Origin of the sequence: Kribbella sp. NPDC056861 (assembly GCF_040687575.1) — a bacterium.
GTDB lineage: Bacteria > Actinomycetota > Actinomycetes > Propionibacteriales > Kribbellaceae > Kribbella.
Window position 1 is genome coordinate 142,833 of record NZ_JBFBNQ010000003.1, and the last position, 26,937, is coordinate 169,769.

Annotated in this window: 28 protein-coding genes and 1 pseudogene; 17 read left to right on the top strand and 12 right to left on the bottom strand. The window is 68.8% G+C overall.

Annotation, left to right across the window (positions count from 1 at the left end; all coding sequences use genetic code 11):
* Window positions 1-31: 31 nt before the first annotated feature.
* From AB0P21_RS14375 to AB0P21_RS14385, 3 genes are read left to right on the top strand one after another with little or no spacing between them, the layout of a single operon-like run.
* A complete protein-coding gene (locus AB0P21_RS14375; protein WP_363696748.1) occupies window positions 32-1,264 on the top strand; it encodes a bifunctional glycosyltransferase family 2/GtrA family protein in 1,233 nt (410 codons plus the stop codon).
* 1 nt (window position 1,265) lies between these two features.
* Entirely contained in the window at window positions 1,266-3,269 is a 2,004-nt protein-coding gene (locus AB0P21_RS14380; protein WP_363696750.1) for a glycosyltransferase family 39 protein, read from the top strand.
* Window positions 3,270-3,283: 14 nt separating this feature from the next.
* Window positions 3,284-3,715 (top strand): hypothetical protein, encoded by a 432-nt coding sequence (locus AB0P21_RS14385; RefSeq protein WP_363696752.1) that lies wholly within the window; start codon window positions 3,284-3,286, stop codon window positions 3,713-3,715.
* Here AB0P21_RS14385 and AB0P21_RS14390 read toward each other — a convergent pair.
* Window positions 3,708-5,096: a hypothetical protein gene (locus tag AB0P21_RS14390; RefSeq protein ID WP_363696754.1), complete on the bottom strand. Its 1,389-nt coding sequence runs from the start codon at window positions 5,094-5,096 to the stop codon at window positions 3,708-3,710. The two genes, AB0P21_RS14385 and AB0P21_RS14390, sit on opposite strands and share 8 nt — an antisense overlap.
* A gap of 68 nt (window positions 5,097-5,164) precedes the next feature.
* Complete coding sequence (locus tag AB0P21_RS14395) at window positions 5,165-5,749, bottom strand: TetR family transcriptional regulator (RefSeq protein WP_363696755.1); 585 nt, start codon at window positions 5,747-5,749, stop codon at window positions 5,165-5,167.
* 47 nt (window positions 5,750-5,796) lie between these two features.
* Here AB0P21_RS14395 and AB0P21_RS14400 point away from each other — a divergent pair, with 47 nt between their 5' ends.
* A complete protein-coding gene (locus AB0P21_RS14400; protein ID WP_363696756.1) occupies window positions 5,797-6,891 on the top strand; it encodes an FAD-dependent monooxygenase in 1,095 nt (364 codons plus the stop codon).
* Between the two features lie 45 nt (window positions 6,892-6,936).
* Here the strand turns inward: AB0P21_RS14400 and AB0P21_RS14405 are convergent, their stop codons facing one another.
* Entirely contained in the window at window positions 6,937-7,251 is a 315-nt protein-coding gene (locus AB0P21_RS14405) for a hypothetical protein (protein WP_363696758.1), read from the bottom strand.
* A gap of 121 nt (window positions 7,252-7,372) precedes the next feature.
* Here AB0P21_RS14405 and AB0P21_RS14410 point away from each other — a divergent pair, with 121 nt between their 5' ends.
* Window positions 7,373-8,248, top strand: coding sequence for a phosphoribosylaminoimidazolesuccinocarboxamide synthase (locus AB0P21_RS14410; protein WP_363696760.1), 876 nt, complete (start codon window positions 7,373-7,375; stop codon window positions 8,246-8,248).
* A gap of 70 nt (window positions 8,249-8,318) precedes the next feature.
* Here AB0P21_RS14410 and AB0P21_RS14415 read toward each other — a convergent pair whose 3' ends face one another.
* The 5 genes from AB0P21_RS14415 to AB0P21_RS14435 all read right to left on the bottom strand — a co-directional run bounded on the left by AB0P21_RS14415 (window position 8,319) and on the right by AB0P21_RS14435 (window position 12,013).
* On the bottom strand, window positions 8,319-8,807 hold the full coding sequence (locus AB0P21_RS14415) for a hypothetical protein (RefSeq protein ID WP_363696762.1): 489 nt from the start codon (window positions 8,805-8,807) through the stop codon (window positions 8,319-8,321).
* Window positions 8,808-8,872: 65 nt separating this feature from the next.
* Window positions 8,873-9,496: a CDP-alcohol phosphatidyltransferase family protein gene (locus AB0P21_RS14420; protein WP_363696764.1), complete on the bottom strand. Its 624-nt coding sequence runs from the start codon at window positions 9,494-9,496 to the stop codon at window positions 8,873-8,875.
* Window positions 9,496-10,824 (bottom strand): hypothetical protein, encoded by a 1,329-nt coding sequence (locus AB0P21_RS14425; RefSeq protein ID WP_363696766.1) that lies wholly within the window; start codon window positions 10,822-10,824, stop codon window positions 9,496-9,498. The genes AB0P21_RS14420 and AB0P21_RS14425 overlap by 1 nt, the downstream gene beginning before the upstream one ends.
* On the bottom strand, window positions 10,821-11,495 hold the full coding sequence (locus AB0P21_RS14430; protein WP_363696768.1) for an ABC transporter ATP-binding protein: 675 nt from the start codon (window positions 11,493-11,495) through the stop codon (window positions 10,821-10,823). The genes AB0P21_RS14425 and AB0P21_RS14430 overlap by 4 nt, the downstream gene beginning before the upstream one ends.
* Window positions 11,492-12,013 carry a PadR family transcriptional regulator gene (locus AB0P21_RS14435; protein WP_363696769.1) on the bottom strand — a complete coding sequence of 174 codons (522 nt, stop codon included), beginning with the start codon at window positions 12,011-12,013 and terminating at the stop codon, window positions 11,492-11,494. Before AB0P21_RS14435 ends, AB0P21_RS14430 begins: the two co-directional genes overlap by 4 nt.
* Before the next feature lie 115 nt (window positions 12,014-12,128).
* On the opposite strand from AB0P21_RS14435, the gene purS reads away from it, so the two are divergent.
* The 7 genes from purS (at window position 12,129) to AB0P21_RS14470 (ending at window position 20,112) form a co-directional block, all read left to right on the top strand.
* On the top strand, window positions 12,129-12,383 hold the full coding sequence (gene purS / locus AB0P21_RS14440; RefSeq protein WP_363696770.1) for a phosphoribosylformylglycinamidine synthase subunit PurS: 255 nt from the start codon (window positions 12,129-12,131) through the stop codon (window positions 12,381-12,383).
* Window positions 12,380-13,051, top strand: a complete 672-nt coding sequence (purQ, locus tag AB0P21_RS14445; protein WP_363696772.1) for a phosphoribosylformylglycinamidine synthase subunit PurQ — start codon at window positions 12,380-12,382, stop codon at window positions 13,049-13,051. The genes purS and purQ overlap by 4 nt, the downstream gene beginning before the upstream one ends.
* On the top strand, window positions 13,051-15,153 hold the full coding sequence (locus tag AB0P21_RS14450; RefSeq protein ID WP_363696774.1) for a hypothetical protein: 2,103 nt from the start codon (window positions 13,051-13,053) through the stop codon (window positions 15,151-15,153). The genes purQ and AB0P21_RS14450 overlap by 1 nt, the downstream gene beginning before the upstream one ends.
* Window positions 15,131-17,392: a phosphoribosylformylglycinamidine synthase subunit PurL gene (gene purL, locus AB0P21_RS14455; RefSeq protein WP_363696776.1), complete on the top strand. Its 2,262-nt coding sequence runs from the start codon at window positions 15,131-15,133 to the stop codon at window positions 17,390-17,392. The genes AB0P21_RS14450 and purL overlap by 23 nt, the downstream gene beginning before the upstream one ends.
* Before the next feature lies 1 nt (window position 17,393).
* Entirely contained in the window at window positions 17,394-18,089 is a 696-nt protein-coding gene (locus tag AB0P21_RS14460; RefSeq protein ID WP_363696778.1) for a tyrosine-protein phosphatase, read from the top strand.
* A 59-nt stretch (window positions 18,090-18,148) separates the two neighbouring features.
* Complete coding sequence (locus AB0P21_RS14465; protein WP_363696780.1) at window positions 18,149-18,646, top strand: DUF1707 domain-containing protein; 498 nt, start codon at window positions 18,149-18,151, stop codon at window positions 18,644-18,646.
* Between the two features lie 107 nt (window positions 18,647-18,753).
* Window positions 18,754-20,112 carry a CHAP domain-containing protein gene (locus AB0P21_RS14470; RefSeq protein WP_363696782.1) on the top strand — a complete coding sequence of 453 codons (1,359 nt, stop codon included), beginning with the start codon at window positions 18,754-18,756 and terminating at the stop codon, window positions 20,110-20,112.
* Window positions 20,113-20,163: 51 nt separating this feature from the next.
* Here the strand turns inward: AB0P21_RS14470 and AB0P21_RS14475 are convergent, their stop codons facing one another.
* Window positions 20,164-21,012, bottom strand: coding sequence for a hypothetical protein (locus tag AB0P21_RS14475; protein WP_363696784.1), 849 nt, complete (start codon window positions 21,010-21,012; stop codon window positions 20,164-20,166).
* Window positions 21,009-21,596 carry a sigma-70 family RNA polymerase sigma factor gene (locus AB0P21_RS14480; RefSeq protein ID WP_363696786.1) on the bottom strand — a complete coding sequence of 196 codons (588 nt, stop codon included), beginning with the start codon at window positions 21,594-21,596 and terminating at the stop codon, window positions 21,009-21,011. The genes AB0P21_RS14475 and AB0P21_RS14480 overlap by 4 nt, the downstream gene beginning before the upstream one ends.
* 80 nt (window positions 21,597-21,676) lie before the next feature.
* Between AB0P21_RS14480 and AB0P21_RS14485 the strand changes: the two genes are divergently transcribed.
* The 5 genes from AB0P21_RS14485 to AB0P21_RS14505 are packed head-to-tail and all read left to right on the top strand — an operon-like array spanning window position 21,677 to window position 24,537.
* Window positions 21,677-22,480 (top strand): hypothetical protein, encoded by an 804-nt coding sequence (locus AB0P21_RS14485; protein WP_363696788.1) that lies wholly within the window; start codon window positions 21,677-21,679, stop codon window positions 22,478-22,480.
* Window positions 22,481-22,521: 41 nt separating this feature from the next.
* Window positions 22,522-22,959 (top strand): hypothetical protein, encoded by a 438-nt coding sequence (locus AB0P21_RS14490; RefSeq protein ID WP_363696789.1) that lies wholly within the window; start codon window positions 22,522-22,524, stop codon window positions 22,957-22,959.
* A 31-nt stretch (window positions 22,960-22,990) separates the two neighbouring features.
* Window positions 22,991-23,323: a YnfA family protein gene (locus AB0P21_RS14495; protein WP_363696791.1), complete on the top strand. Its 333-nt coding sequence runs from the start codon at window positions 22,991-22,993 to the stop codon at window positions 23,321-23,323.
* Window positions 23,324-23,337: 14 nt separating this feature from the next.
* Window positions 23,338-23,880: a GNAT family N-acetyltransferase gene (locus AB0P21_RS14500; RefSeq protein WP_363696792.1), complete on the top strand. Its 543-nt coding sequence runs from the start codon at window positions 23,338-23,340 to the stop codon at window positions 23,878-23,880.
* Window positions 23,881-23,898: 18 nt separating this feature from the next.
* The gene (locus AB0P21_RS14505; protein ID WP_363696793.1) at window positions 23,899-24,537 is read left to right on the top strand and encodes a hypothetical protein; all 639 of its coding nucleotides are present in this window, start codon (window positions 23,899-23,901) and stop codon (window positions 24,535-24,537) included.
* A 2-nt stretch (window positions 24,538-24,539) separates the two neighbouring features.
* Here AB0P21_RS14505 and ptsP read toward each other — a convergent pair whose 3' ends face one another.
* Together ptsP and dhaM are read right to left on the bottom strand one after the other, a co-directional pair.
* Window positions 24,540-26,579 (bottom strand): phosphoenolpyruvate--protein phosphotransferase, encoded by a 2,040-nt coding sequence (ptsP, locus tag AB0P21_RS14510; protein ID WP_363698419.1) that lies wholly within the window; start codon window positions 26,577-26,579, stop codon window positions 24,540-24,542.
* Window positions 26,553-26,933, bottom strand: a pseudogene (dhaM, locus tag AB0P21_RS14515) (dihydroxyacetone kinase phosphoryl donor subunit DhaM); the annotation flags it as partial. The pseudogene dhaM and the gene ptsP, both read right to left, overlap by 27 nt.
* Window positions 26,934-26,937: the final 4 nt, after the last annotated feature.

The window sequence follows — 26,937 nt, forward strand, 5'->3', positions numbered from 1 at the left end:
TGGCCAAGGTTCACCGGCCAGCATCGGTGACATGGAGAAAACAGGTCGTCCCCGGGTCGAGATCGTCGTCCCGGTGCGGAACGAGGAATACGACCTCGGCCCCAACATCCGGCGGTTGCGTGCGTTCCTTGACGACGCGTTCCCGTTCCCGGCCGAGGTCTGCATCGCTGACAACGGGAGCACCGATGCCACCTGGGAGATCGGCGCGCTGCTGGCGACCGAGCTGCCGGGAGTCCGGATCGTCCGGCTCGAGGAATCCGGCCGTGGGCGGGCGCTGAAGCAGGTCTGGTCGTCCAGTGAAGCCGAGGTGCTGGCCTACATGGACGTCGACCTCTCCACCAATCTCAACGCGCTGCTGCCGCTGGTCGCCCCGCTGTTGGCCGGCCACAGCGACGTGGCGATCGGATCGCGGCTGGCGCGCGGCTCCCGGGTGGTCCGGCGGCCGAAGCGGGAAGCGATCTCGCGCGGGTACAACTTGTTGCTGCGGGCAACGTTGGGAACGCACTTCTCCGATGCGCAGTGCGGCTTCAAGGCGATCCGGCGGGACGTCGCGGCCGAGCTGCTGCCGCTGGTGCAGGACACCAGCTGGTTCTTCGACACCGAGCTGCTGGTGCTGGCCGAGCGGGCCGGGCTGCGGATCCACGAAGTACCGGTGGACTGGGTCGACGACCTGGACTCGCGGGTCGCGATCGCCAAGACGGTCGCCGAGGATCTGCGGGGGATCGCTCGGCTGAGCAAGAATCTCGGTCGCGGCCGGATCCCGCTGGAGCCGGTCCGGCAGGCTTTCGGCCGGCCCGCGATCGCCGATCCGAAGACCGCCCTCGCGGCCCGCGTACTGCGCTTCGCCGGGGTCGGTGTGGTCAGCACGCTCGCGTACATCCTGCTCTACCTGGGTCTGCGGCACGCGATGCCCGCCCAGGTCGCCAACGTCCTCGCGCTGCTGATCACCGCGATCGGGAACACCGCGCTCAACCGCCGCGTCACGTTCGGCGTCCGGGGCGTGGAGAACCGTGGCAAGCACCAGCTACGCGGGCTGGTCACCTTCGGCATCGGCTGGAGTCTGACCGCCTCCTCGCTGTGGCTGCTGCACGCGGCGGTCGCAGTACCGGCGCACAGCGTCGAGATCGTCGTCCTGACGGCCGCCAACCTGGCCGCGACGGTGGTCCGCTTCAGCCTCTTCCAGGCCTGGGTCTTCGACGACGAGGCGCCCATCCTGCCCACCTTCGAACCCCCGGTGGTTCTCGATTCGACCCGGAGCAACTGATATGAGCACACTGACCGAACCGACCACCGCGGCGCCGTCGCGGGCCGAACGCAGCAGATCGAGGACGCGCGTCACGGCGTACGCGATCAGCCGGGACCACGCCCTGTACGGCGGACTGCTGGTGCTCACCGCGATCGCCTACCTGTGGGGCCTGTCCAAGAACGGCTACGCCAACGAGTACTACGCGGCCGCCGTGCAGGCGGGCTCGACCAGCTGGAAGGCCTGGTTCTTCGGGGCGTTCGACTCGTCGAGTTTCATCACCGTCGACAAGACGCCGGCCTCGCTGTGGGTGATGGGGCTGTCCGGCCGGATCTTCGGGTTCGGAGTCTGGAGCATGCTGATCCCGCAGGCGTTGATGGGTGTCGCGAGTGTCGGCTTCCTGTATGTGTCGGTACGGCGCTGGTTCTCCGCCAACGCCGCGCTGCTCGCGGGAGCCGTGCTGGCGCTGACTCCGGTCGCGGTGCTGATGTTCCGGTTCAACAATCCTGATGCGCTGTTGGTGATGTTGCTGGTGGCAGGTGCCTGGGCGGTGACTCGGGCGATCGACTCGGAGAAGTACGCCTGGCGCTGGATGGCTCTGGCCGGAGCGCTGGTCGGCTTCGGATTCTTGACGAAGATGCTGCAGGCGTTCCTGGTGCTGCCGGCGTTCGGGCTCGCGTACTTGATCGCGGGGAAGCCGGCGTTGGGCAAACGGCTGGTGCACAGCTTGGTCGCGCTGGGTGCCTTGATCGTCAGTGCTGGTTGGTGGATCGCGATCGTCGAGCTGGTACCGGCTTCGGCCCGGCCGTACATCGGCGGGTCGTCGACGAACAGCATTCTCGAACTGACTCTTGGGTACAACGGGCTTGGCCGGTTGACCGGCAACGAGACCGGGTCGGTGGGCGGCGGGACCGGAAACCCTGGCTGGGGTGGTGCTACCGGGGTGCAGCGGTTGTTCGGTGGTGAGTTCGCCAGCCAGATCGCCTGGTTGCTGCCGGCAGCTTTGCTGGCGACCGTCGTCCTGGTTGTTGCTGCAGGCAAGGCTGGGCGGACCGATCGGACCCGGGCGTTCGCGGTGTTGTGGGGCGGCTGGCTGGTGGTGACCGGACTGGTCTTCAGCTTCATGCAGGGGATCATTCACAGCTACTACATGGTGGCGTTGGCGCCGGCGATCGGTGCGCTGGTCGGTGCGGCGGCGATGGTGTTGTGGCGGCGGCGCGACGAGTGGTTGCCGCGAGCAACACTTGCCGGTGGCACGTTGCTGACGGCCGGGTGGAGTTTCTCCTTGCTGAACGCGGTGCCGACGTGGTTGCCGTGGTTGCGGTGGGTGGTGCTGATCGTGGGTGTGCTGGCGGCCGGGTTGGTGCTGGTGCTGCCGGAGTTGAAGCTGCATCGGTCGGCGGTACGGCGTACTGGGTTGTTCGCCGCGAGCTTGCTGGCGTTGACGGCGCTGGCCGGGCCGGCGGCGTACTCGGTGGAGACGATCAGCGCGGCGCATGCCGGGGCACTGCCGTCGGCCGGACCGGCTGGTGCTGGTGGCGGGCGGATGGGCGGTGGCGGTGGTGGCCGGATGGGTGCGATGCCTGCCCAGCCCGGCACTACGACCCAGGGTGGCGCTACTGCTGGTGCTCCGCGGGGTGGCGGGGGCGTGGGTGGATTCCTTGGTGGCGGCGGGATCAGCGGGGTGTCGAGTGAGTTGGTCTCGTTGCTGCAGAACGGCGCGAAGGGATACACCTGGGCGGCGGCCGCGGTGACGTCGAATGCGGCGGCTCCGTTGCAGATCGCCGCGGAGGTGCCGGTGATGTCGATCGGCGGGTTCAACGGGACCGATGTGGCGCCGACGCTGGCCGAGTTCCAGGAAATGGTTGCCCAGGGCAAGGTGCATTACTTCGTCGGGAGTGGCGGGGGTGGCTTCGGTGGCGGCGGTCGCGGTGGGACCTCGAGTGAGATCAGCACGTGGGTCGCGGAGAACTTCACGGCGCAGACCGTTGGCAGCAGCACCATCTACGACCTCAGCAGCAAGTGAACAGGAGGATGGGAATGTCTGAGAACACTGCAGTACCGCCGTGGGTGGCGGGTCCCCAGCAGGCGCCGGCTCCGGTGCAGGCGCCTGCGCAGGCGGGTGAGCCGGTTGTTGAGAAGGCCGGCGCGGGGCGGCCTAGTGGGCTGGTGCTGGCTGGGGCCGGGTCGCTGTTGGCGGTGCTTGCCTTCCTCGGTGGGACTGCTGTTGGGCATGCGTGGGGCGGTTCGAGTGGTGCGGGGCAGACGCAGTTCAACGGACCTGGTGGTGGCCGGTTCGGACAGGCGCCCGGGCAGCAGGGTGCTGGGCCGGGAACCCAGCAGGGGCAGGGGACCCAGCAGCAGCCAGGCACCCAGCCGGGGCAGGGCACGGACCCGGGTGCCCAGCCAGGTCAGGGGACAGACCCGGGCACCCAGCAGGGCTCTGTGCCTGGGCAGACTCGAACTAGCTGAACAGTTTTCGCCGGAGCGCCCGCAGGACATTCTGCGGGCGCGCCAGCGTGCTCGGGTGTTCGACCATCGTCGTCACCCGGTTGAACTGCACGTTCAGCGCCGGATCCACCGCCGTGGCTTCGTACAGCAACCCGGAGATCCACTTCGACAGCCGATACCCCCGCGGATACGGGCCGTCGACATGCGGCAGCGCCAGATCCGGGAAGGTCGAGGTCTGCCAGGCGGCGTCGACGACGACGCGCACCTGGTCGAAGTACGAGCGAGCAGGCTGGTCGAGAGCTGGTTCGGAGCGTAGGTAGGCGGAGAGGCATGAGGCGTGCAGAGTCGCCGACGTCATCCCCTGCCCGTAGACGGGGTTGAACGACGCGACCGCGTCGCCGGCGACGATCAAGCCGGCCGGGAAGCGCTCGAGTTCGTCGTAATCGCGGCGTCGACTGTCTGCCTGGTGGTAGGTGATCACGTCGCCGATGAGCTCGGCCTGGTCGGCGATCTGCCCGAACGCCGGCGGGAAGTCCTCCCGGCAACGCTTCCGGAAGTCCTCGAGCGTCCGCGTCGGCCGGTCATCGCCGTACCCGGCGACGAGCACCAGCCAGCGATCACCCTCGACCCCCAGTACGCCGCCCTGACGCGGCGCCTGCCCGGCGCCGGGTTGGTTGACGGCGATCGAGATCCCGATGTCGGAGATGGCCGGGTCCCGCTTGAACAGCGCGCTCGCGTAGTTGAGTTTGATCGGCATCCGCCGCATCCGTGGTTGCGGCCAGCCGGCCGACCCGAGCCAGTCGCTGAGCCGGCTGGAGCGCCCGGTCGCGTCCACCACGAGATCGGCGGCTTCGGTGACCAGCCCGCCACCCGACGGCTCGTACCGCACTGCGCTCACCCGGTCGCCGCTGAACTCGATCCCGTCAGCGCGCCCGTGAATCACCCGGATGTTCCCGATCTCCAGCGTCCGTCGCCGCACGAGCGACTCCAGGAACGGCCGAGTGCTCACCAGCGACGCGCCGACCGTATCCGCCGGCGGCAACGGACGAAGGACTCCGTTCACGTAGTTGCGGATCTCTTCCGGCGGCGGGTTCGTGGCGCCGGCCGCCAGCGCCTCAGCGCTGAATCCCGGAAACCAGCGATCGAGCTGCGCATTGCCGGACGGCAGCAGCGCATGCACCTGACTCCCTTGCGGTACGCCGGGCCGCGGCAACGCCGACTCCTCGGAAGAATCCCGCTCGATCACCAGGACTTCGTCAGCGTGATCGCTGAGCACCCGCGCCGCCATCAACCCGGCCATGCTGGCGCCGAGCACGATCGCCCGTCCGACCACGACGTGCGGGTCCGGCGGTCGCTCCGAGGTGGCGATCCGGGCAAAGCGTTGCGCGACCGATTCGGCCATCTGGAGCCCCCCAGTGGAAATTACGGAAGTGACTTCCAGTTTATGGCGCGGGGTGGCGGCGTGCAGCGCTACGCATGTCGCAGTCCGGCCAGCAGGGCCGCCAGAGTCGTCCGTACTGCGCGCTCCCACGCGTCGGTCGCCAGCGTCGTACCGGCGCCCGCGACCCGGTCGTACAGCAGGCCGTCCATCATCGCGGCGACCGGCCAGGCGGCGGTGTCGGCGTTCGGAACACCCAAGGCCGCCAACAGGTCCGCGAGCCCTTCGCGCAGGACTCGGCCGCCTTGGACGATCGCGTCGCGGAGCTCCGGTTGCCGGCTGGCCTCCAGGGAGAGCTCGTACCGCGCGATCAGGTCGTCCGGGCGATCGCGGACGAGGTTCACCACCATTGCGACCAGCAGGTCTTCGGGATTCGCGGCGGCTGGGACCTCCATCGAGCCGCGGGCGAGGTCTCGCTCCAGCATCCGGTTGACGCAGGCGGTGAGCAGCGCGCTCCGGGTGCGCAGGTAGTACGAGGTGGAGCCGGGTGGCAGGCCCGCCTCCTCGTCGACCGCGCGATGGGTGAGGCCGCGCAGACCGCGGGTCGCCACGAGATGGATGGCCGCATCGGCGATGGCGGCTCGACGGTCGTCGCCGAGCGGCACCTTTTTCGTCACGGCGGCTACTCTACTCAAGCGAACTCTACAGATGTAGAGTCATCGGCATGAGGACAGCGATCGTGGTGGGAGCGGGGATCGGTGGGGTGACGGCGGCCGTCGCGCTGGAGCAGTGCGGCTGGCAGGTCACGGTGCTGGAGCGGGCGCCGGAGTTGGGTGAGGTCGGCGCGGGCATCTCGGTCTGGCCGGCGGCGCTGGCGGTGCTCGACGAGTTGGGGGTCGAGGGTGTGGCGAGGGCTGCTCGGCTGGGATCCGGGGCGGGGATGCGCAGGGCGGACGGCCGGTGGGTGGTGGATGCGTCGGCGCTCGGCGTGGAGTTGCCGGTGATGATTCACCGGGCTGAGCTGCATCGGCTGATCTCTGAGCGTCTCGGTTCGGCCGTGACGATTCATACCGGTACGACGGTGAGCGGGCTGACGCAGGACGCGGATGGAGTCACCGTGCTGGCGGGCGATACGCAGTACCGGGCGGAGTTGGTGGTTGCCGCGGATGGGATCCGCAGTGTGGTGCGCGGGCTGCTTTACCCGCAGTACAAGGGGGCTCGGTACTCCGGCTATACGGCGTACCGGGGGATCGCCGAGGTGGAGACGCTCGACGACGGCGGTGAGACTTGGGGCCGTGGGCAACGATTCGGGTTCGCGAAGCTGGTCGACGGACGGTACTACTGGTACGCGACTGCCAATCGTCCGGCGGGGAGTGAGAGCGACGACGTACGGGAGCGGTTCGCGGGGTGGCATGACCCGATTCCGGCGTTGATCGCGGGCAGTTCCGGCGTACTGCGGAACGATATCTACGACCTGACTACTCCGTTGGTGCCGTTCGTGCAGGGGCGCGTTCTGCTGCTCGGTGATGCCGCGCACGCGATGACGCCCAACCTCGGGCGCGGTGCATGCTCCGCGATCGAGGACGCGGGAGCGCTGGCCCGGGTGCTGCGGCGAGGTGACGAGTTGAGTGCCTATGACGCCGAGCGCCGGCCGGCGACGACCAAGCTCGTCAAGCGGTCCCGCCAGGTTGGCGTGGTTGGTCAGCTCGACAATCCGGTGCTGTGTGCGCTGCGTGATGGTGTGTTCGGGCTGGGCGGCAAGCTGGCCGGGTTGTCGGCCAGGCGGCGTCGGTCGGAGCGCGCGCCTGCAGCGCAATGACTGGTGGGGCGACCGAGGCCGCCCCACTGTCAACTGTCTGGCCAGCTAGCGCACGTACAGGCTCCACTTGTAGATCGAGGAGTGCAGGCCGTCCTTCACGCAGATCCAGTCGATCCACTCGCCGTTGCTGATGCCTCGGCGGCCGCGATTGGCGCAGTCACCGCTGGTGGACCACACGGTGTGGAAGTAGTAGGTCACGTCGACCTTGCTCGGTCCGGAGCCCGTGGTCGCTCCGGAACTGATCGACGCTGGCCGGCTTGCTGCCGGCTCGGCGGCCGCGGCTGGTCCGGCGGTGGCCAGACTCGTGCCGGCCAGCACGAGGAACGCTGTGATTGCCAGGCTCTTCTTGGCTGTTCTCATCGAAAACCCTCCCTGAAGTTGACTACCTGCTGCAACAGGCCGGTGACGCTAGCAACCCGCCTAGACCTGGGTCGACCGGTGGAGTGTCGGCGCCACGAGGGCAGATGGAACAATCGCCGGTGTGATCACACCTCCGCAGGCTGTCGAGATCCCTGGCGCGAAGCATCTGCACTCCGGCAAGGTCCGGGACCTGTACGAGTTGGAGTCGGGTGAGCTGCTGATGGTCGCCAGCGACCGGATGAGCGCCTTCGACTGGATCCTGGACACGCCGATCCCGGACAAGGGCAAGGTGCTGACCGCGATGAGCCTGTGGTGGTTCGAGCAGCTCGGGGTGCCGAATCACATCATCTCCACCGACGTACCTGCTGAGGTCGCGGGGCGTGCGGTGGTCTGCGAGAAGCTGGAGATGCTGCCGGTCGAGTGCGTCGCCCGCGGCTACCTGAGCGGCACCGGGCTGGTCGACTACAACAAGACCGGCGAGGTCTGCGGCATCCCGCTCCGCGCCGGGTTGGTCGAGGGGTCGCGGCTGGACGAGCCGATCTTCACGCCGGCCACCAAGGCGGACCTCGGGGAACACGACGAGAACGTCTCGTACTCCGCTGTGGTGGCGACCGTGGGCGCTGAGACGGCTGATGCTCTGCGGAAGCTGACGCTCGAGACCTACTCGACGGCGCATGCGATGGCTGAGCAGCGCGGGATCATCCTGGCCGACACGAAGTTCGAGTTCGGGACCCGGGCGGACGGGACGATCGTGCTCGCCGACGAGGTGCTGACGCCGGACTCGAGCCGGTTCTGGCCGGCCGCCGAGTGGGCGCCGGGCAAGCAGCAGCCGTCGTACGACAAGCAGATCGTGCGCGACTGGCTGCAGTTCGAGTCGGGCTGGGATCGGCACTCGGGTGAGGCGCCGCCGCCGCTGTCGGCCGAGGTGATCGAGCGGACGCGGTCGGCGTATGTCAACGCTTATGAGCAGCTGACCGGACAGACCTTCAACAGCTGAAAGAATTGCCCGCGAGGTCCCCTTATGGTTGCCCCGCGCTTTGCGGTGCTGGTCGCGGGACTTCCTGTAGCTAGAAGAGGCTGACACCCAGCGCGAGGGTGATGAAGCGGGCTGCTCGGCCGGCCAAAACCGACAGCGTGAACGAGAGCAGGCCCATCCGGCTCGCGCCTGCGATCAGCGCAACGCCGTACAAGGGCGGGATGCCGACCGACGAGCTCAGCAGGGTGACCGGGATGCCCCAGCGGCGGTCGCTGAGGGCGTCGAGGAGGCGTTTGCTGAGGTCGCGGTTCCACTGGATCAGGCGGCCGCGGCGGGTGTCGAGGTTGACCGGTTTGGGCTCTTTGCCCTTCTTGGCGGCGTAGCCGGGGCGGTAGCGGACGGCGAGGAACATGGCGACCTTGCCGATGGTCTGGCCGACCGAGACGCCGATGGCGGCGACCACCGGGTCGAGTGCGCCGGAGGCGCCTACGCCCAGGACGTAGACCTCTGCGTTCAGCACAGGGATGACAGCGGATCCGATTCCGAATCCGACCGCCAGCACGAGTTGCCACGCCCACATGACGTCGAGGCTATGTCCCATTCCGGCCGCCAGCACGGGACCTAGCACCACCCAAGACCTGTCATTTACACCACAGTTCCCGGTACTGCGGGACGCCGGCCGGTCAGGATCGCCAGCAGCCGGCCCAGCGAGCAGACCTTGACGGCGACGCCCGCCAGCGCGACGCAGTACGGGAGCCAGGGCAACTCCAGCCGGGACGCGATCAGCAGGGAGACCACGACGGCGCCGGTGTTGAGGGCCTTGGCTGGTTTCGACCAGTTCCAGGTGTAGATCGGGCGGTCGATCCGGTGGAAGTAGTTCGGGCTGATGCAGCTCGGCCAGAGCAGGAAGGCCAGCGACAGCATCGTGTCCAGTACGCCGAACTGGATCAGGAAGATCGCCAGTGGGCCGGCCACGTCGGGGTAGGTCGCCATGAAGGCGGCGGCGAGCAGGAAGCAGCAGGCTCGGTCGCAGACGATGTCGAAGACGGCGCCGGCGATCGTCTCCTCGTCCCGGTACCGCGCGACCGCGCCGTCCGCGATGTCGCCGATCCAGTAGACGGCGTACCCGGTGATCAGCCAGGTCAGGTCGCCGGAGCCGAAGGCGACGGTGGCGATCAGCATCGCCAGTACGGTCCGGACGAGGGTGATCTTGTTGGGCAGGCCGAGTAGCAGGGCAGGCTTCTGCAGGACGGTCGCAGCGGTGTTCATCACGCCGCCCGCAGGTTCTCGGGTGCCAACGCGTCCTGGACGTGGTTGCGCAGCAGGAAGCCGGCCAGGTTTGTGCCGAGCAGGCCCGCGGCCACTCCGACGGCGGCCAAGGCCAGGCTGCCCAGCAGCAGAGCCGGGAATCCGGCGTCGCTCAAGGCGTTCCGGGTCGGGCCGAGCCCGAGCAGGCAGCCGAGGAACAGGCCGACGCCGAGAGTCGGGCAGGCGGCGATGATCAACTGCCGCTCGATCACCCGGCGGAGGAAGCGGGCGTCGACTCCGAAGGCGGTCAGGCAGGCCAGTTGGCGGCGCTGGTCCACCAGTTGGTCGGTCACGCCGACCAGCAGCGCGGTGAAGGCCGTCGCGACGATCAGCAGCAGCCCGATCATCCCGAGAAAGAACCCGGTCAAGTAGAAGCCGGGCTCGACCGTGTCACTGACAGGGGGCGGGTCCAGGACCAAGCCCGTGGCGCTGTTGCCCAGGAAGCCGATCAGCAGAGCGCAGGAGACGAGCACCCCGCCCAGCCGGCCGGTCGGCCGGGAGTCGGTGATCAGCCGGGCCCCGGCGAGCACGTTGGCCGGTGACTTGGATCGGGTGAGCCGCTGCCCGAGGCGGACCGCCCAGTGCGGTGCCAGGACCACAATGAGGAACGGCATCACCAGGACCACAGCCACAAAGCCGATGGCGGCCGTGCCGACCAGCAGGACGATGCTCATCAGGACCGTGCCGACGATGACTGCAGGCCGCCGTAGACCGGCAGACGGCACCGGCTCGGGTGAACGGCGGTCGGTGGCGAGGGACCAGCCGAGAGTCGCGGCCGCGAGAGTAGTGACCGCAGTACAGGCCACCCAGGCCGGCAGGTCCACGGCGTCGATCCCGGGCAGCAGCCTGCCCATCCGCGGTACTGCACCGAACAGGAGACTCAGGAACAAGTAGATCGGCGCTGCCAACAGGCCCCCGACCAGCCCGGCCAACCCGGCATCCACAGCGCCAAGCTGCTTCACCTGTCGCACAGACCCACCAGCAAGCCGTACTGCGTTGAGCCGCCGCTCCCGAGCCGCGACACCGATCCGAAGCGCCTGCCCGGCCAGCCCCGCCGCCAGTACTGCGATGACCACGAACGCTGCGATCACCCCCGGCCGCAGACCTTCCTCGGCCAGGTAGTTGCTGTACTTCGCCTTCGACAGATCACCGGGACCGAGTCGGCCGACCCGGAGCGCGCTGATCAGCAGAGCACCCGACAACCCCACTGCCATGGTGGCCAGCCGGATGCGGCTGCGGTCGGCCGCAGTACGGGATCGGGACAGCAGGATGGCGGTCGAGAGCTTCATGAGAGCCTCACCTCGTGCTGGACCACGCCGTCGCGCAGCCGGACCTCGCGGTCGGCCACTGCGGCCAGCAGGTTGTCGTGGGTGACCATGACCAGCGCAGCGCCCTGATCCCGGGTCGCCTTGAGCAGTACGTCGAGGAGTTCCTGCCCGGAGCGGCTGTCCAGGCTGCCGGTCGGCTCATCGGCCAGTACGACGGCAGGGTTGGTGATGAGCGCCCTGGCCACCGCAGCTCGCTGGGTCTGACCACCTGACAGCTCGGCCGGGGTGGACTCTGCCTCACCGGCAACACCCACCCGCTCCAGCCACTCGATCGCCGTCGCTCGCGCCGCGTTGCGGTCGTGGCCGTCCAGCAGGAGAGGCAGTGCGACGTTGTCGGCCAGGGACAGGTCCGGGACGAGCTGCCCGAACTGCAGTACTACGCCGACGTGGCGGCGGCGGTACTGGCTGCGCTCCTCCTCGCTCAGCACGGACAGGTCCTGCCCGCCGATCGCGACTGTGCCACTGTCGGGCAGCAGGATCCCGGCCGCACAGTGCAGCAGGGTCGACTTGCCGCCGCCGCTGGCCCCGGTGATCGCGACGACTTCGCCCGGGACGACCGTGAGCGAGACACCGCGCAGGGCGACGTTGCGGCGATAGGCGTACTCGACCTCGTGCAGTTCCAGTGCGCTCATCGGCTGGTCTCCTTCTGGTCGGTGATGCGTTCCATCACGCTGTCGAGCCAGCGCAGGTCGGCGTCGAGGTGGGCGACCGTGTAGTCGCGGACCAGCGGGGAGGTGGCGTCGTCGCCGGCCGGGGTGCTGGTGAGCTCGCGGATCCGGCGCAGGTGACTGGCCCGCTGCCGGGCCAGGAACTCGGTCGCGTCACCACCGGTCCGTACTGCGGCCACCAGCTTGCGGAGCATCTCGTCGGCGCTGCCCCACGCCGGTGGCACCGGATCGGCCAGCCAGTCGGCCAGGTGCTTGCGGCCCTTGTCGGTGATCGCGTAGACCGTCCGCTCCGGGCCGCCCTCGGAGCCCTTGTCGACCACCTCGGCCAAGCCGTCGCGGGCCAGCCGGCCGAGCGTCGTATAGACCTGCCCGAAGGCCAGCGGACGGCTGTCGGGGAACCAGGAATCGTGGCCGCGTTTCACGTCGTACCCGTGGGCCGGGCCGTCGGCCAGCAGTCCCAGGACGAGCTCAGCGGTTGCCATGCGCAGGACTATACACTCAGAGTATGTACTGAGTGAATAGCCGAGCGATGCGGGGCAACCGGCCGGAGGTCGGTAGCATTCATCGGGTCAGCCGGATCGAAACCAGGAGTAATCAGTGGCTCGCGTTGTCGTCGACGTCATGCTCAAGCCCGAGATCCTCGACCCGCAGGGCAAGGCGGTGCACGGCGCGTTCGGCCGGCTCGGCTTCGACGGCGTGGCCGATGTGCGTCAGGGCAAGCGCTTCGAGATCACCCTGGACGGTGAGGCCACCGAGGAACAGGTGGCCGAGATCCGGAAGGCGGCCGACACGCTGCTGGCCAACCCGGTGATCGAGGACTACACCCTCCACGTCGAGGACGACGCCCAGTGAAGATCGGCGTCGTCACCTTCCCGGGCTCGCTCGACGACGTCGACGCCCGCCGGGCCGCCGCTGTCGCGGGCGCCGAAGCGGTAGCGCTCTGGCACGGTGACGCCGACCTGCACGGGGTCGACGCGGTCGTGCTGCCGGGCGGCTTCTCGTACGGCGACTACCTGCGGGCCGGCGCCATCTCCCGGTTCGCGCCGGTGATGGACACGATCATCAAGAAGGCCGGTGAAGGCCTGCCGGTGCTCGGCATCTGCAACGGCTTCCAGGTGCTCTGCGAGTCGCACCTGCTGCCAGGCGCGCTGATCAAGAACCACCACCGCAAGTTCATCTGCAAGGACCAGGCGCTGCGGATCGAGAACAACCGCACCGCGTGGACCAGCGACTACGACGCGGACCACGAGATCACCATCGTGCTGAAGAACCAGGACGGGTCCTTCGTCGCCGACGAGCCCACCCTGGACCGGCTCGAGGGCGAGGGCCTGGTCGTCGCCCGCTACCTGGGCGGCAACCCGAACGGCTCGTACCGCGACATCGCCGGGATCACCAACGAGCGCGGCAACGTGGTCGGCCTGATGCCGCACCCCGAGCACTGCGTCGAGACCCTGACCGGCCCGAGCACCGACGGCCTCGGCTTCTTCACCTCGGTCCTGAAGGCCGTCGTCTCCTCCTGATGACGTCACGGGGGGTGCGGCGGCTGCTGTCCCGCACCCTGTTCCTAGCCGCCGCGGTCGCGGCCTGCGCCGGTACTACGGCAGCCGCGCCCGCGCAGGCCACGCCACCCGCGGCTCAGCCGCAGGCCGAGCAGGACCTGCTGGCCAAGGTGATCGTCATCGGCGTCCCCGGACTGAGCTGGAACGACGTCAAAGCCTCGCCGGAGCTCACTGCGCTCGTCGACCAGTCCCACGTCGGCTCGATCACCGTGAAGACGGCCGGCCCGCACACCTGCCCGGTCGACGGCTGGCTGACCATCAGCGCCGGCACCCGCGCCTGGGGCAGTGTCGCGGACCAGTCCTGCGGCGAGCTGCCAACCGTTGCCGGTGGCAAGGTCGAGAACTGGCAGACGTACGTCGACCGCCAGGCCGAGCACCACACCGGCGCACCGCTCGGCCGCCTCGCGGAGAGCCGGGACCGCGTCTGCGGCTTCGGTCCCGGCGCGGCGATCGCCACCGCGCGGACCGACGGCACGGTCACCAACTGGCAGCCTGAGCTCGACCTGGCCAAGCTGGCCAGCCCGCAGTGCGGTGACGCGATCATCGACGCCGGCGCGCTGCCGCTGCGGGAAGGCCGCGAGGAGGCTCGCAAGAAGGTCGCCGAGCTGGTCGCGCAGGCTCGAGCGGCAGGCGGTTGGGTGCTGCTGGCCGGTATCAGCCAGGAGATCGCGGGAGCGCACCAGGAGCCGCTGGTCGCGCTGCAGCTCCCGCCTGACGACGTACCGCGCTGGCTGACCAGTGACTCGACCCGTCGGCCCGGCCTGATCCAGCTCACCGACCTGACCGCGACCATCCTGCGCGGCGAGGCCAAGCCCATCGACCCGGCCGGCACCGAGCAGTCCGGCCCGCTCGACGGCAACGAGATCGGCTTCGGCGGTGACCACCACACCGACGCCGCCGCGGTGATCGAGGACCGGCTCGACACCAACGAACGGTTCGAGCACCCGCGCCCGGTGCTGGTCGCGGTCTCGATGACCTTGCTGGTGGCGCAACTGGCCGCACTCGGCTGGTTCCTGATCACCCGCGGCCGGAAGGCACGCAGTACGAGTGAATTCACCATGCTTGCCCAGGGTGGCTTCTTCATCGCGGTCTTCCTGTCCACAGCGACCGTCTGGTGGCGCTGGCCGTCGCCAGGTCTCTCCCTGTACTTCGTGGTGCTTGCGATCAGCGTGGCCTTCGCAGCCGTCGCCAAAGCATTGCTGAAGCAGTGGGCCGCGCTAGGCATCCTGCTGGCGGCGTACCTGATCCTGCTGGTGGACGGAGTGCTCGGGACGCCGCTGCAGTTCGGCAGCATGTTCGCGGACGGGCCGGTAATCGGCGGGCGGTTCTACGGCTTCGGCAACTCGACCTTCGCGACGCTGGCCGTGGCAGCGCTCGTCACGGCCGGGTCGGTCGCGCAGAAGCTGTTGCCGCAGAGCCGGGTCAAGGCGGCGCTCGCAGTACTGGGTATTGGTGGCCTCGCGATCATCGTCGACGGCAAGCCAGGCTGGGGGACCGACTTCGGCGGCATCATCGCGCTGACGCCCGCAGTACTGCTGCTGGCCTGGCTGACCTGGCGGGGCGGCATCACTCTCAAGGCCCTGGTCGGTATCGGCGTCGCGGGAGTGCTCGCGGTGTCCGCTGTCGCTTTCCTCGACTACCTGCGGCCCGCGGACCAGCGCAGCCACTTCGGCACCTTCGTGGACCGGCTGCTCGACGGTGATGTCAACGACGTACTGATCCGCAAGCTGCAGATGTCGCTGGGCTTCTTCCACACCCCGGCCGGCTGGTTCATGCTGATCGGCGTCGTGCTCGCGATGATCGCCACGGTCTGGCCGAACAAGGTGCCGTCGGAGACCTACCGTCGCTTCTACACCAGCGCGCCGATGATCCGGCCGACCCTGCTCGCCCTGTCGGCCTGCGGTCTGGTCGGCATGCTGCTCAACGACGCCGGGGTCGCGTTGCCCGCGATCATGACCGGTTTCGCCCTGCCCTTGCTGGTGGCCCACCTGCTGGCCGCTAGCGTTGTACCCGAGTCCCACCTAGTTCAGGAGTCATCAAGTGTCGACCGACACCGTCAGTAACGCGACCAGTACGCCGGACGTGGAGCAGCCGTGGGCGGAGCTCGGGCTGAAGCCGGACGAGTACCAGCGGATCCGCGACATCCTGGACCGGCGGCCGACCAGCTGCGAGCTGGCGATGTACTCCGTGATGTGGAGCGAGCACTGCTCGTACAAGTCGTCGAAGGTGCACCTCAAGCGCTTCGGTGAGATCCCGCAGGAGACCCCGGCCGGCAAGATGCTCGCCGGCATCGGCGAGAACGCCGGCGTGATCGACATCGGCGAGGGCTACGCGGTCACCTTCAAGGTCGAGTCGCACAACCACCCGTCGTACGTCGAGCCCTACCAGGGCGCGGCCACCGGGGTCGGCGGCATCGTCCGCGACATCCTGGCGATGGGCGCCCGCCCGGTCGCGGTGATGGACCCGCTGCGGTTCGGCCCGCTGGACGCGCCGGACACCAAGCGCGTGCTGCCCGGCATCGTCTCCGGCGTCGGCGGCTACGGCAACAGCCTGGGCCTGCCGAACATCGGCGGCGAGGTCGTCTTCGACCCGACGTACCTGGGCAACCCGCTGGTCAACGCGCTCTGCGTCGGCGTCATGCGGCACGAGGACCTGCACCTGGCGAACGCGACCGGGGTCGGCAACCAGATCATCCTGTACGGCGCCAAGACCGGTGGCGACGGGATCGGCGGAGTGTCCGTGCTGGCGAGCGAGACGTTCGCCGACGGCGGCCCGACCAAGCGTCCCGCCGTCCAGGTCGGTGACCCGTTCATGGAGAAGCTGCTGATCGAGTGCACGCTCGAGCTGTTCGCGGCCCGGATCGTCGAGGGTATCCAGGACCTCGGTGGCGCGGGACTGTCCTGCGCGACCTCCGAGCTGGCCAGCGCGGGCGACGGCGGTATGCACGTCTCGCTCGACAAGGTGCCGCTGCGGGACGCGACGCTTGCTCCGGAAGAGATTCTGATGAGCGAGTCGCAGGAGCGGATGATGGCGGTCGTCACGCCGGACAACGTCGAGAAGTTCCTGAAGATCTGCGAGAAGTGGGATGTCCAGGCCGACGTGATCGGCGAGGTCACCGACACCGGGCTGCTGCAGATCGACTGGCACGGCGAGCGCGTGGTCGATGTGCCGCCGCGGACCGTCGCGCACGACGGCCCGGTCTACGAGCGCCCGTACGCGCGGCCGGCCTGGCAGGACGAGCTGCAGGCCGACGCCGCCGAGAAGTTGCCGCGGGCAACCACTGGCGAGGAGCTGCGGGACACCCTGCTCAAGCTGATCGCGTCGCCGAACCTGTGCGACAAGTCGTGGGTGACGGACCAGTACGACCGGTACGTGCTCGGCAACTCGGTGCTCGCGCAGCCCGAGGACAGCGGCATGATCCGGGTCGACGAGACCAGCGGCCTGGGCGTCGCGGTCTCCACCGACTGCAATGGCCGGTTCGCCAAGCTCGACCCGTACACGGGCGCCAAGCTCGCGCTGGCCGAGTCGTACCGCAACGTCGCCACCACCGGTGCCCGCCCGGCCGCGGTGACGGACTGCCTGAACTTCGGCTCGCCGGAGGACCCGGGCGTGATGTGGCAGTTCACCGAGGCCATCCGTGGCCTGGTCGACGGCTGTATCGAACTGGGCATCCCGGTCACCGGCGGCAACGTGTCGTTCTACAACCAGACCGGCGAGACCCCGATCCTGCCGACGCCCGTGGTCGGCGTCCTGGGGGTCATCGACGACGTCACCCGCCGGACCCCGATCGGTTTCACCGCGGAGATGGAGGGCCACCAGCTCTACCTGCTCGGCGAGACCGAGGAGGAGCTGTCCGGCTCGGAGTGGGCCAATGTCATCCACGGCCACCTCGGCGGCCGTCCCCCGGCGGTCGACCTGGCCGCTGAGATGCAGCTCGCCGACATCCTGATCAACGCGTCGCGCGACGGCCTGATCGACGCCGCCCACGACGTCAGCGACGGCGGTGTCGCCCAGGTCCTGGTCGAGTCCGCCCTCCGCGGTGGCGTCGGCGCCCGGGTCTGGGCCCCGGACGACCTGGACCCGTTCCTGTTCCTCTTCGCCGAGTCCTCGGGCCGCGCGGTCGTCGCCGTCCCGCGCACCGAAGAGGTCCGGTTCACCGACATGTGCACCGCCCGCCGCTTCCCGCACACCAAGATCGGCGTCGTCACCGGCGAGTCCCTCGACGTCCAGGACCAGTTCGAGGTGTCGCTGGCCGATCTGCGCACCACCTGGTCCGCCACCCTCCCGGCAGCCCTCGGCTGACGTGAGCCGTGAGCTGAGCTGGGACGGCGCGGTCAACGCGCGCGACCTGGGCGGCCTGCCGGCTGGATCGGGAACGATCCAGCCGGGGCGGGTGTACCGGTCGGCTCGGCCTGATCTGCTGACCGAGGACGGGTGGCAGCAGCTCGAGCAGGCCGGGGTCGGCACCGTGATCGATCTGCGGAACGACCACGAGCGGCTCGAAGTACGGGTGCTGGACGTGGTGCACCATCACCCGATCGAGGATCAGCAGGACACCGAGTTCATGGCGGTGTGGGGTGAGCGGCTTGACAGTCCGGCGTACTACTCCGAGGCGCTCCGGCGGTGGCCGGGGCTGATCACCTCGGTGTTCGCCCGGATCGCGGACGCGCCGGAAGGCGGCGTTCTGGTCCACTGCAAGGCAGGCCGGGACCGGACCGGCATGATCATCGCGATGCTGCTCCAACTGGTCGGCACCCCGGTCGCCGACATCCTCGACGACTACGAGCTGAGCCTGCGCACGATCAACGCGTACTACGAGGCGACTCCCGCGGCAGGCGAGACGCCGCTCACGCCGGCCGAGCTGGAGCAGCACTGCGCGGACAACTGCCTGGCCCTGATCGCCTTCCTCGGCTCCACCGATGTCGCCGGCTATCTCACCAACAGCGGGCTCACCTTCGAGCAGTTGGATCGGCTTCGGGAGCGTCTGCTGGCCGAGTGATCGGTTGGGTGTTGCCCTCTCGGCTGGCACACTCGGGAAGAGGGAGTGGGGTGGCACGGATGACCGATCGCTACAGAGACCGGCCGAAGACGGATCTGGCCAATCTGGCGGGCTATGCCGCCGCCGCGGGCCAGGAAGCGCGAGCGGTGGCCGCGCGGCGCAAGATGATGCCGGTGCGGCTGACCGACGAGGAGCGCCGGGTCGGGATCGACGAGCTCTCCGAGCAGTTCGCGATCGGCCGCCTCGACGAGGCCGAGCTGCATCGCCGGGTCGACATCGTCAACGAGGCCGTCACCCACGCCGATCTCCAGCCTGCCTTCCACGGGCTCCCGCAACCCGGCCTCTACGCTCTGCCGCCCCGTCGGCAAGGCCGCTGGCGCTGGGCCGCGTTCGTCGGAGCGATCTGGCTCGCGTTGCCGTTCTTCCTGACCGGCTTGGCGTTGCTGGTCTTCGGCCGCGAGGTCGCCGCCGCCATCTTCGCCCTCCCCGCGCTGGCTTTCGTCGGCGTCACCTGGCGCTGGGCCAAGGCTCCGACCCGCCGCTCCCGCCAGAGCTGACCAGATCCGAGCAATCCTGGTGGTCACGCTGAGGATGTGGCCGGAAGCGTTGTGTTACCGGGGTGTGCGCTCTAGGTTCTAGCTCCCGAGGACCGGAGGAGCCCCAGATGCCATCGCTGTTCAGACGTGTGTTCGCCGGTACTGCGGCAGCCGCCGCCCTGCTGGCCGGATTGTCGCTGACCCCCTTCGGTCCTGAGCCTTCCGCTGCACAGGCGGTTACGTCGTACAGCCAGGTGGACTGTGGTGACTCCGCGGCCCGGCTGTTCCAGCTGCGAGACGACGGTAACGAGCTCTGGTACAGCTCGATCAGTGGTCCGGCCAGCAGCAGCCCGGCGGTCTACAACTGGCGCAAGGTCTACACCTTCGGCACCAGCAGGCCGGCCCTGGCTGTCGCCGCGCACAGTGTAGTCAACGGTGTCGTGAAGTTGTTCGTGACCGATCGCGACGGCGGGCTGCGGGTCTACAACTTCAGCACCAGCGAGACCGCCGTCACCAGCGTGAACAACCTGCACACCGGCTCGGCCGCCAACCCCGGCCCCTACAACTTCAGCCGCCTCGCCTCCGACGGTCGCCGGCTCTACGGCACCAAGGGCGGCGAGCTCTTCATCATGACCGGGATCAAGACCACCGCCCGGCCCAACCAGCTCGCCACCGTCAAGACCATCGGCTACCCGCTGGCTCTGTGGGGCGTCGCCGACAACGACCAGGAACTCCTCTACACCGACACCAGCGGCGTACTCCGCTCCGTCGACGTCGGAACCACCAGCAGCGGCAGCCTCACCGCGACTGTTGCCGTCGTCCGCAGCGACGGCTGGAACCAGGCCGCCATCGCCTCACCTGGCGCGGGCCTGCTCATCCGCGACACCACGAACAACCTCTGGCGCCACCTGGTCGACCTACCGGCCAAGGGCACCGACACCGTCATCAGTGCACACCAGACCATCAGCACCAGCGTCAGTACTCCGGACCTCCCGATCACCACCCCGCCGGACATCTGTTCGCCGATCAACACCTCCAACGTGGTGGCGATCGCGCGCGGTCAGCTGGGGACGGAAGAGGGCCCAGACGCCGACAAGTACCTCGCTTGGGCCTGGCCCGGACTCCACACCACCAGTACTTCGTGGTGCGCCGGCTTCACCAGCTGGGTGACCAACCACCAGGCCGGAGTCACCACGTTCAAGAACCTCGCAGTTCAGAACTGGGTGATCGCCGCCAGGGCCGGTAACAACGGTCTCCACCAGGTCAGTACCCCGCAGTCCGGTGACCTGATCGCCTTCGACTGGGACGGCAACGGCGACTTCGCTCCCGGCAACGCGCACATCGGGATCGTCGACCGGGTCGGCAGCGACGGCAGCATCCACACGATCGAGGGCAACGCGGAGGGCAACGACGGTACCGACGCGGTGACCCGCAACGTCCATCCCCGCAGTACGAGCTACAGCCAGCTGTACATCCGGATCGGCTGACCCGGACCGCTTCCCGCCGGGCCCGAGGCCCGGCGGGAGCAGCGCCGGCGACTACTTTTGCGGAGCGGGACCGACGTACAGGACGACCTTGCCCGGCGAGTACGGCTCGGCGCCGTGGACGTACCAGCCGTCGTCCGGCTTGCCGATGTCGTCGAATTTCGGGGAGTCGCTGCTCGCGTAGTAGGCCTGCACTTGGACGCCCTTCGACCCGATCAGTGGCAGCACCGCACCGACGGTCTTGTTCGCGATCCTCAGCCCGGCGAGCGATTCGCCCGTCTCGGTGGCCGACGACGACCTCTGCAGGTACTGTTCGCCCGGCTTGGCCTGCCGGCCGAACAGGATCTCGGTGTCGCCCCGGTAGTTCTTCGGTACCTCGAGCCCGTCCTGGCAGCCCGGATCGGACGCGTTCAGTGTCCCGTTGCACTTCTCACCCGGCGCGAGGATGCGCAACTGGTCCAGCTGCTGCCCGCTGCCGGCGGTGAAGGTGATCATCCTTCCCTCCGACGGCGGGCTGACCGGGACCGCCTTGACCTTGACGTTCAGGCCCATTTTCTTGAACTCGGCGTTGTACCGCTTCGGATCGGCGTTCGGGTCGACCACCCGGACGATCAACTTGTCGCCGAACTCGGTAAAGGACAGCGCCTGCGGCTGGTTCTGGGCCGGACCGTCGACCACGGCCGCGGCGACCACGCCGGCGATCAGCAGCGTGCAGGCGGCCGCCAGCGCCAGCCGCGGGCGGTTCGGCGTACGGCGTGGGACCAGGGCGGTGACGCGGGTGGTGGTGTCGCTGGGCGCGTTGGTGATGCCGGCGGACAGCTCGGCCCAGGCGGAGTCGCTGATCTCGGTGCTGGTGGATGGGTTCAGGCCGCGCAGTACCGCGTCGATGTCGTCTGTCTTCATGGCACTCTCCTCTCAGAGCGGTTGGCGAGCGGGGCGGTCAGCAGCTTGGCGAACCGCGTCCGCGCCCGGTGCAACCTGATCCGTACCGCGTTGCGCGTGATGCCGAGCGTGATCGCGATCTGGGCGGTGTCGAGCTCCTCCCAGGCCACCAGCGACAGCAGTTCCCGGTCCTGCTCCGGCAACGCGCGGAAGGCGATGCCGGCGGGGGAGTTGTCGGTCAGCGTCGTGGCGGGCTCGTCCGGCTCGGCCAGCTCGCTGCGGAGCCGATCGGCCAACGCGTGCCGGCGACCTTCACCACGATGATGGTTGGCGAGCACGCGCCGCGCCACGCCGTACAGCCAGGGCCTGGTCTGGTCGCCCGGCGGCACGTCGTCCAGGCGGCGCCACGCCACCAGGAACGTGTCCGCGAGCAGGTCGGCAGCGTCGTGCCGGTTACCGGTCCGGCGGAGCAGATAGCCGAGCACCGCCTCACGGTTGACCGCGAAGAACTGCTCGAACCGCTCCCGCCGGCGGTCCCGCGGCACCTCGCCCACGCCCGCCCCACTCACTGGCCCCGGCCGGGCCTTCGTCGGTATCTGCGTCATACCCACCACATGTCCGGCACCCGGCGCCCCCATTTCACCCCGCCCACATTGCAGCAACCTGCAGGTCTCCACTCGACTGGATGACCGCCCCGGCGGGGAAACTGATCCGGTACGCCGGTCCGGGGTGGATCGGTGAAAGCCTGGGGGAACGCATGGCCGTGTCGTCGGAGTACCGCCTGCTCAACGCACTGTCGGAGACGACGCCGTACTCCGTACCGGAGCTGGCCGAGAGCGCAGGACTGTCCGCCCCGCAGGTCGAGCGGCTGATCCAGCCACTCGCCGCCGACGGGCGGCTCACGGTGCAGTGGCAGGACGGACGTGCGGAGTACAGGTTGAGCCCTGCCGGAGTCGTCCAGCGGGTCATCATGCGAAACCTCGTGCGGGACGGCCCGGTCAAGATGGGCGACGTCATCAACGCGTTCTCGGCCGCCGAACACCAGTCGGGGATCGCGGCGCACCGCGAGCAGATGGCCGAGGTGCCGCTGACCGACCACGAACGGACCGTCTGCGCGGACGCGCTGACGTGGCAGCATCAGCGGAGCCGGTTCGACTGGAGCGACCTGAGCAGGCGCCGGGCGCTGCTCAATGCGGCGGTCACGCACGGGGACCTCGCCGCGGTGTTCGACGGACTGCAGTTGCCGCCGCTGTACGGCGAGCAGTCGGCAGCGCCGGCCGGGGTTTCGTGGAACAAGATCGGCTACGGCCTGAGACTGCTCTACGGCCTGAGAGTGCTCTTCTGCCTGCCGTTCCTGGTCGCCGGGATCTTTGTTCTCTCCGAAGCCTCAGGCCCGAAGGGGTACTTCGGCGGCGCGATCCTCATTGGCGGCGCAGCCTTCTGCGCCTACCCGGTTGCACGCCGCGCCTTCGGGCGGTCACCCCGCTGACCGGTTGGACTGGGAAACTGGTGGCGACCGAGGGGGAGTGGATGGCTGACGAGGCGCAAGTGCATGCGGTGCTGACCGCGCTGACCGAAGGACCGATGACGGCCGACCGGGTCGCGGTGTCGACAGGGTTGCCCGAGGATGCGGCGACGAAGGTGCTGCAGCATCTGGTCTCGGCGGTTCAGGTCGCGGTGGTGCCGCAGAGCGAGGGACTGCCGAAGTACCAGCTGACCCCGAACGGCGTGACCCGGCTGGAGGTCACCAACCGCCTGACGGTCGCGAAGAAGGTCGACCTCGGCGAGGCACTCGACGCGCTGCAGGCCGGTCAACGCAAGGGCCGGCTCGCTGAACAACGCGAGGCCCAGCGCAACGAGCGCCCCCAGGACCGACCCCAGGACCAGCAGCCCCCAGGCGCGGCGACCGGCTTGTGGTCCTTCCTCACCAGCTTCTGGACCTCCAGCCGCAAAGAACCACCTCGCTGATCCCGGGGGCGGGAGCGCATAGCCTGCGGGTATGACCGTACTGCGTTCGATCGGGTTGTTCGGGGTGGCCGCGGTGGCGGAGATCGGGGGCGCCTGGCTGGTGTGGCAGGGGATCCGGGAGCATCGGGGAGTGCTCTGGGTGCTGGGCGGGATTGTTGCCCTGGGCGCTTATGGGTTCGTCGCGACGTTGCAGCCGGACGCCAACTTCGGGCGGATTCTGGCGGCGTACGGCGGGGTGTTCGTGGCCGGGTCGCTGGCCTGGGGGATGGGGTTCGACGGGTTCCGGCCGGATTGGTGGGACCTGGCCGGGGCGGCGGTCTGTCTCGTCGGTGTAGGGCTGATCATGTACGCGCCCCGCGGCTGAAATAACCTGACCTGGTGGAGCCCGTGCAACGTCTGGCCGTGCCGGCGGACGCGCCTGCCATCACGGAGTTGATGCGGCAGTCCGTGCTCACCCTGTTCCCGGCGTACTACGACGACGCGCAGGTCGCGAGCGCCGTGGTGCACATCGCCGGGCTGGATCTCGCGCTGATCGAGGACGGCACGTACTACGTGCACGAGGCCGGCGGCGAGATCGTGGCGTGCGGCGGCTGGAGTCGGCGCAACAAGCTGTTCAACGGTTCGGGCGCAGGCGCCGACGACCGGCTGCTCGACCCGGCCACCGAGCCGGCCAGGATTCGCGCGATGTTCGTGCGTGCCGACTGGACCCGGCGTGGGCTCGGCCGGGCGATCCTGACCGCCTGCGTCGACGCTGCTCGCGGCCGCGGGTTCACCCAGTTGGCGTTGATGGCGACGCTTCCCGGCGTACCGCTCTACAAGTCGTTCGGCTTCACCGAGGTCGAGCCCGCCGAGCTGACGATGCCCGACGGCGTCGTGCTGGCCGCGGTGGCGATGGAACGCGCAGTAGATGTGCCCAGTTGATCCGAACGGAGACGCACGATGACCGCAGGCACTACAGTCCAGGCCCCCGACGGCACCGAGGTCGTGCTCGGCGAGATCGGCACCCGGGTGCTGCTGGAGAACTCCCGCGTCCGCGTCTGGGAGGTCTCGCTGGCTCCCGGCGAGGCGCAGGGCTGGCACCTCCACCACAACCCGTACGTCGTACTCTGCCTGGCGACCTCCCCGTGTCACATGGACTGGCTGGACGGCAGCGCCGCCCGCGAGCTCAGCGAGACTGTCGGCGGCTCGGTCTACCGCCCGGTCTCGCCGGTGCACATGCTCACCAACGACGGCGATACGCCGTACCTGAACCGGCTGATCGAGCTCCTCGACCTCGGCGAGGAAGCGTCCGGCGAGCCCTACAGCTCAGGTGTTGACGGCGTCGGCAGCTTCGCCGGCGTCGGCGAGGTCCCGGCGAAAGTCGTCGTCGACGAGGCAGATGTGCAGGTCCTGCACGTCACCCCCGGCGCTGGCGAGACCTACACCTGGAACGTCGGCGCCCACCCGACGCTGATCGTCGACCTGGGCATCACCTGCCCCGACGTCAGCTACCTCGAGCCGGGCGACACCTACGCGCTGCCCGCCAAGGACGCCCGCACCAACGGCTTCAACATCGTGGAGCTCCGCTACTTCAGCTGAACCTACTGGGCACGGACCTCGGCAGCGCTCGCGAGCTGTAGCGCCTCGGCGGCTCTCGCCGTTGCCGCTGCCAGGTCCGTCTCCCGGAGCCGGGCTTTGATCGTCGGCACCTGAGGACCCACCGCGCTCAACTCGTGGACCCCGAGCCCGACCAGCAGCACCGCCGCCGCCGGATCGCTCGCCAGGTCACCACAGACGGCAACCTCGACCCCCTCGGGCACACCCCGCACCACCCGATCGATCAACTGCAGCACCGCCGGATCCAGCCCATCGGCAAGCCCCGCCACCGCACTGTTGCCACGATCAGACGCCGTCGTGTACTGCGTGAGGTCGTTCGTCCCGATGCTGACAAAATCCAGCCTCGCGGCCAGTGTCGCGATCCGCAACGCGGCGGCCGGTACCTCGATCATGATGCCGACCTTGAGACCCTGCGGCGGGTCGACCGCCTTCAGTTCCTGGAGAGCCCACGCAACTTCGTCAGCCGTCGTCACCATCGGGAACATCACCTGCACCGGCGTCTCCGCCGCCACCTGACAGATCGCCCGCAGCTGATCCCGCAGCAGCTCCGGCCGCCGCCGGAACACCCTGATCCCACGCTCACCCAGGAACGGATTCGCCTCCCGCTCCTGCGGCAGGAACGCGAGCGGCTTGTCCCCACCGACATCCCAGGTCCGGATCGTGATCGGCTTCCCACCGAACGCCGCCGCGATCGCCCGAAATGCCTCCACCTGCTCGTCAACCGTAGGCGCCACCCGACGCTCACCGAACAACACTTCCGTCCGCACCAGCCCCGACCCATCGGCCCCGCGCGCATCGGCCGCATCCTGCACCGACCCGACATTCGCGAACACCGAGACCGTCCGCCCGTCGAGCGTCACAGCCGGCCGCTCGGCCTCCACCAACGCCGTCTCCCGCTCAGCCGACCGCTCCCGTACGACGGCCCGCAACCGCTCACCACCGTCGGCCGGCTCGACGACGAACTCACCCGCCCGAACATCGAACCCCACGAGCACTCCGCCCGGCACCTCCACGTCGCCGATCCCCGTGATCACGGGAATCCCACGCGACCGCGCGACGATCACCCCATGCCCGGTCGTCCCAGCAGCCCGCACGGCAATCCCGACGACCCGCTCGGCATCAACCCCAGCCGCGGTCGCCGCATCAAGTTCCCGTACTACGAGCAGCCCACTAGCGGCCTGTGTCGTCTCACTCTGACCCGTGAGAACCCGCAGTACCCGATCGCGAACGCTCCGCACGTCCTGCGCACGCTCCCGCTGATACGCGTCGTCCAGCTCCTCGAAGCGCGCGGCAACGGCATCCATCGCCACCTTCCACGCCTCCGGCGCACTCTCACCGTCCGCGATCGCCGAGAACACCGCATCAAGCGTCGTCAGATCATCAAGCATCGCCAACTGGGCATCAAAAATCTCAGCCTCCGCCGCCCCCACAGCCTCAGCCGTCTTTCCCTGAAGCACGGTCAGCTGATCCCCAACACTCCTCAGCGCATCCTTCAACCGCCGCCGCTCAACCTCACCATCCCCAGCCCGATATCCCCCGAGCTCAACCTCACCCCCAGTAACAATCGCCACCCCAACAGCCACGTCAAGCCCAGACCCGCTGCCGCCCCCCAACGCCCGACCAGCCCCAACGACCACCGCCCCGCCCACAACCGCCGGCCCATCATCAAACCCACGCTCAGCCAGCGCCCTCACCGCAGCCAGCGCCTCGCCCGCCTCAGCCCCACTCGCACCAACCCTCAACCGATGCCCCCGCTGAGCATTCAGCGTCGCCACCAAACTCAAACTCCCCGCATCAACCGGCCCCTTCCCGGTCGTCACGTTCATCACCGTCACCCGAGCATCGAACCCCTGCACCAACCGCACCAGCCTCGCCGCCGGCCGCGCATGCAACCCATGCTCGTTGCCAACAGCAACCTCTACGAACTCGCCACCCTCAACAGCAACCGGCGCACTCTCACCCGCAGACCCATCACCCAGATGATCCTGCTTCCCCGCCAACCCCCGCGAAGCCTCCGCCACCACCACATCCAGCGAAGCACCAGTAGAAGCCGTCACCACAGCCGCCACAAGCCCTTCCACCAAAGGAGCACTGGACAACCGCACCCGCCCAGCAACCTCAGGATCCACAAACTCCAGCGCCAACTCGGCACTCAACACCGCACTACCAAGATCAAGCAAAACCAGAACCCCATCAGGACTGTCAGCAACCCCGATCGCCTCAGCAACCGCCGCCGCATCAGTCCCGACCGTCGTTTCATCCAGCCCGGCAGCAACAGCGATCACCGGCCGGTCGCCCTCGGCAACCATCTCCGACGCCAGCCCCACCACCGCATCAGCCAATGCCCGGCTGTGCGAGACCACCACGATCCCGATCAAAGGA

Excerpts from the sequence above, each read along its gene's own strand:
- AB0P21_RS14380 (WP_363696750.1), top strand. The coding sequence starts at position 1,266 with ATGAGCACACTGACCGAACCGACCACCGCGGCGCCGTCGCGGGCCGAA.
- AB0P21_RS14450 (WP_363696774.1), top strand. The coding sequence starts at position 13,051 with ATGACGTCACGGGGGGTGCGGCGGCTGCTGTCCCGCACCCTGTTCCTA.
- AB0P21_RS14385 (WP_363696752.1), top strand. The coding sequence starts at position 3,284 with ATGTCTGAGAACACTGCAGTACCGCCGTGGGTGGCGGGTCCCCAGCAG.
- AB0P21_RS14430 (WP_363696768.1), bottom strand. The coding sequence starts at position 11,495 with ATGAGCGCACTGGAACTGCACGAGGTCGAGTACGCCTATCGCCGCAAC.
- AB0P21_RS14425 (WP_363696766.1), bottom strand. The coding sequence starts at position 10,824 with ATGAAGCTCTCGACCGCCATCCTGCTGTCCCGATCCCGTACTGCGGCC.
- AB0P21_RS14505 (WP_363696793.1), top strand. The coding sequence starts at position 23,899 with ATGACCGCAGGCACTACAGTCCAGGCCCCCGACGGCACCGAGGTCGTG.
- AB0P21_RS14405 (WP_363696758.1), bottom strand. The coding sequence starts at position 7,251 with ATGAGAACAGCCAAGAAGAGCCTGGCAATCACAGCGTTCCTCGTGCTG.
- AB0P21_RS14375 (WP_363696748.1), top strand. The coding sequence starts at position 32 with ATGGAGAAAACAGGTCGTCCCCGGGTCGAGATCGTCGTCCCGGTGCGG.
- AB0P21_RS14400 (WP_363696756.1), top strand. The coding sequence starts at position 5,797 with ATGAGGACAGCGATCGTGGTGGGAGCGGGGATCGGTGGGGTGACGGCG.
- AB0P21_RS14415 (WP_363696762.1), bottom strand. The coding sequence starts at position 8,807 with ATGTGGGCGTGGCAACTCGTGCTGGCGGTCGGATTCGGAATCGGATCC.
- AB0P21_RS14470 (WP_363696782.1), top strand. The coding sequence starts at position 18,754 with ATGCCATCGCTGTTCAGACGTGTGTTCGCCGGTACTGCGGCAGCCGCC.
- AB0P21_RS14495 (WP_363696791.1), top strand. The coding sequence starts at position 22,991 with ATGACCGTACTGCGTTCGATCGGGTTGTTCGGGGTGGCCGCGGTGGCG.
- AB0P21_RS14475 (WP_363696784.1), bottom strand. The coding sequence starts at position 21,012 with ATGAAGACAGACGACATCGACGCGGTACTGCGCGGCCTGAACCCATCC.
- AB0P21_RS14485 (WP_363696788.1), top strand. The coding sequence starts at position 21,677 with ATGACCGCCCCGGCGGGGAAACTGATCCGGTACGCCGGTCCGGGGTGG.
- AB0P21_RS14420 (WP_363696764.1), bottom strand. The coding sequence starts at position 9,496 with ATGAACACCGCTGCGACCGTCCTGCAGAAGCCTGCCCTGCTACTCGGC.
- AB0P21_RS14490 (WP_363696789.1), top strand. The coding sequence starts at position 22,522 with ATGGCTGACGAGGCGCAAGTGCATGCGGTGCTGACCGCGCTGACCGAA.
- AB0P21_RS14390 (WP_363696754.1), bottom strand. The coding sequence starts at position 5,096 with ATGGCCGAATCGGTCGCGCAACGCTTTGCCCGGATCGCCACCTCGGAG.
- AB0P21_RS14465 (WP_363696780.1), top strand. The coding sequence starts at position 18,149 with ATGACCGATCGCTACAGAGACCGGCCGAAGACGGATCTGGCCAATCTG.
- AB0P21_RS14480 (WP_363696786.1), bottom strand. The coding sequence starts at position 21,596 with ATGACGCAGATACCGACGAAGGCCCGGCCGGGGCCAGTGAGTGGGGCG.
- AB0P21_RS14435 (WP_363696769.1), bottom strand. The coding sequence starts at position 12,013 with ATGGCAACCGCTGAGCTCGTCCTGGGACTGCTGGCCGACGGCCCGGCC.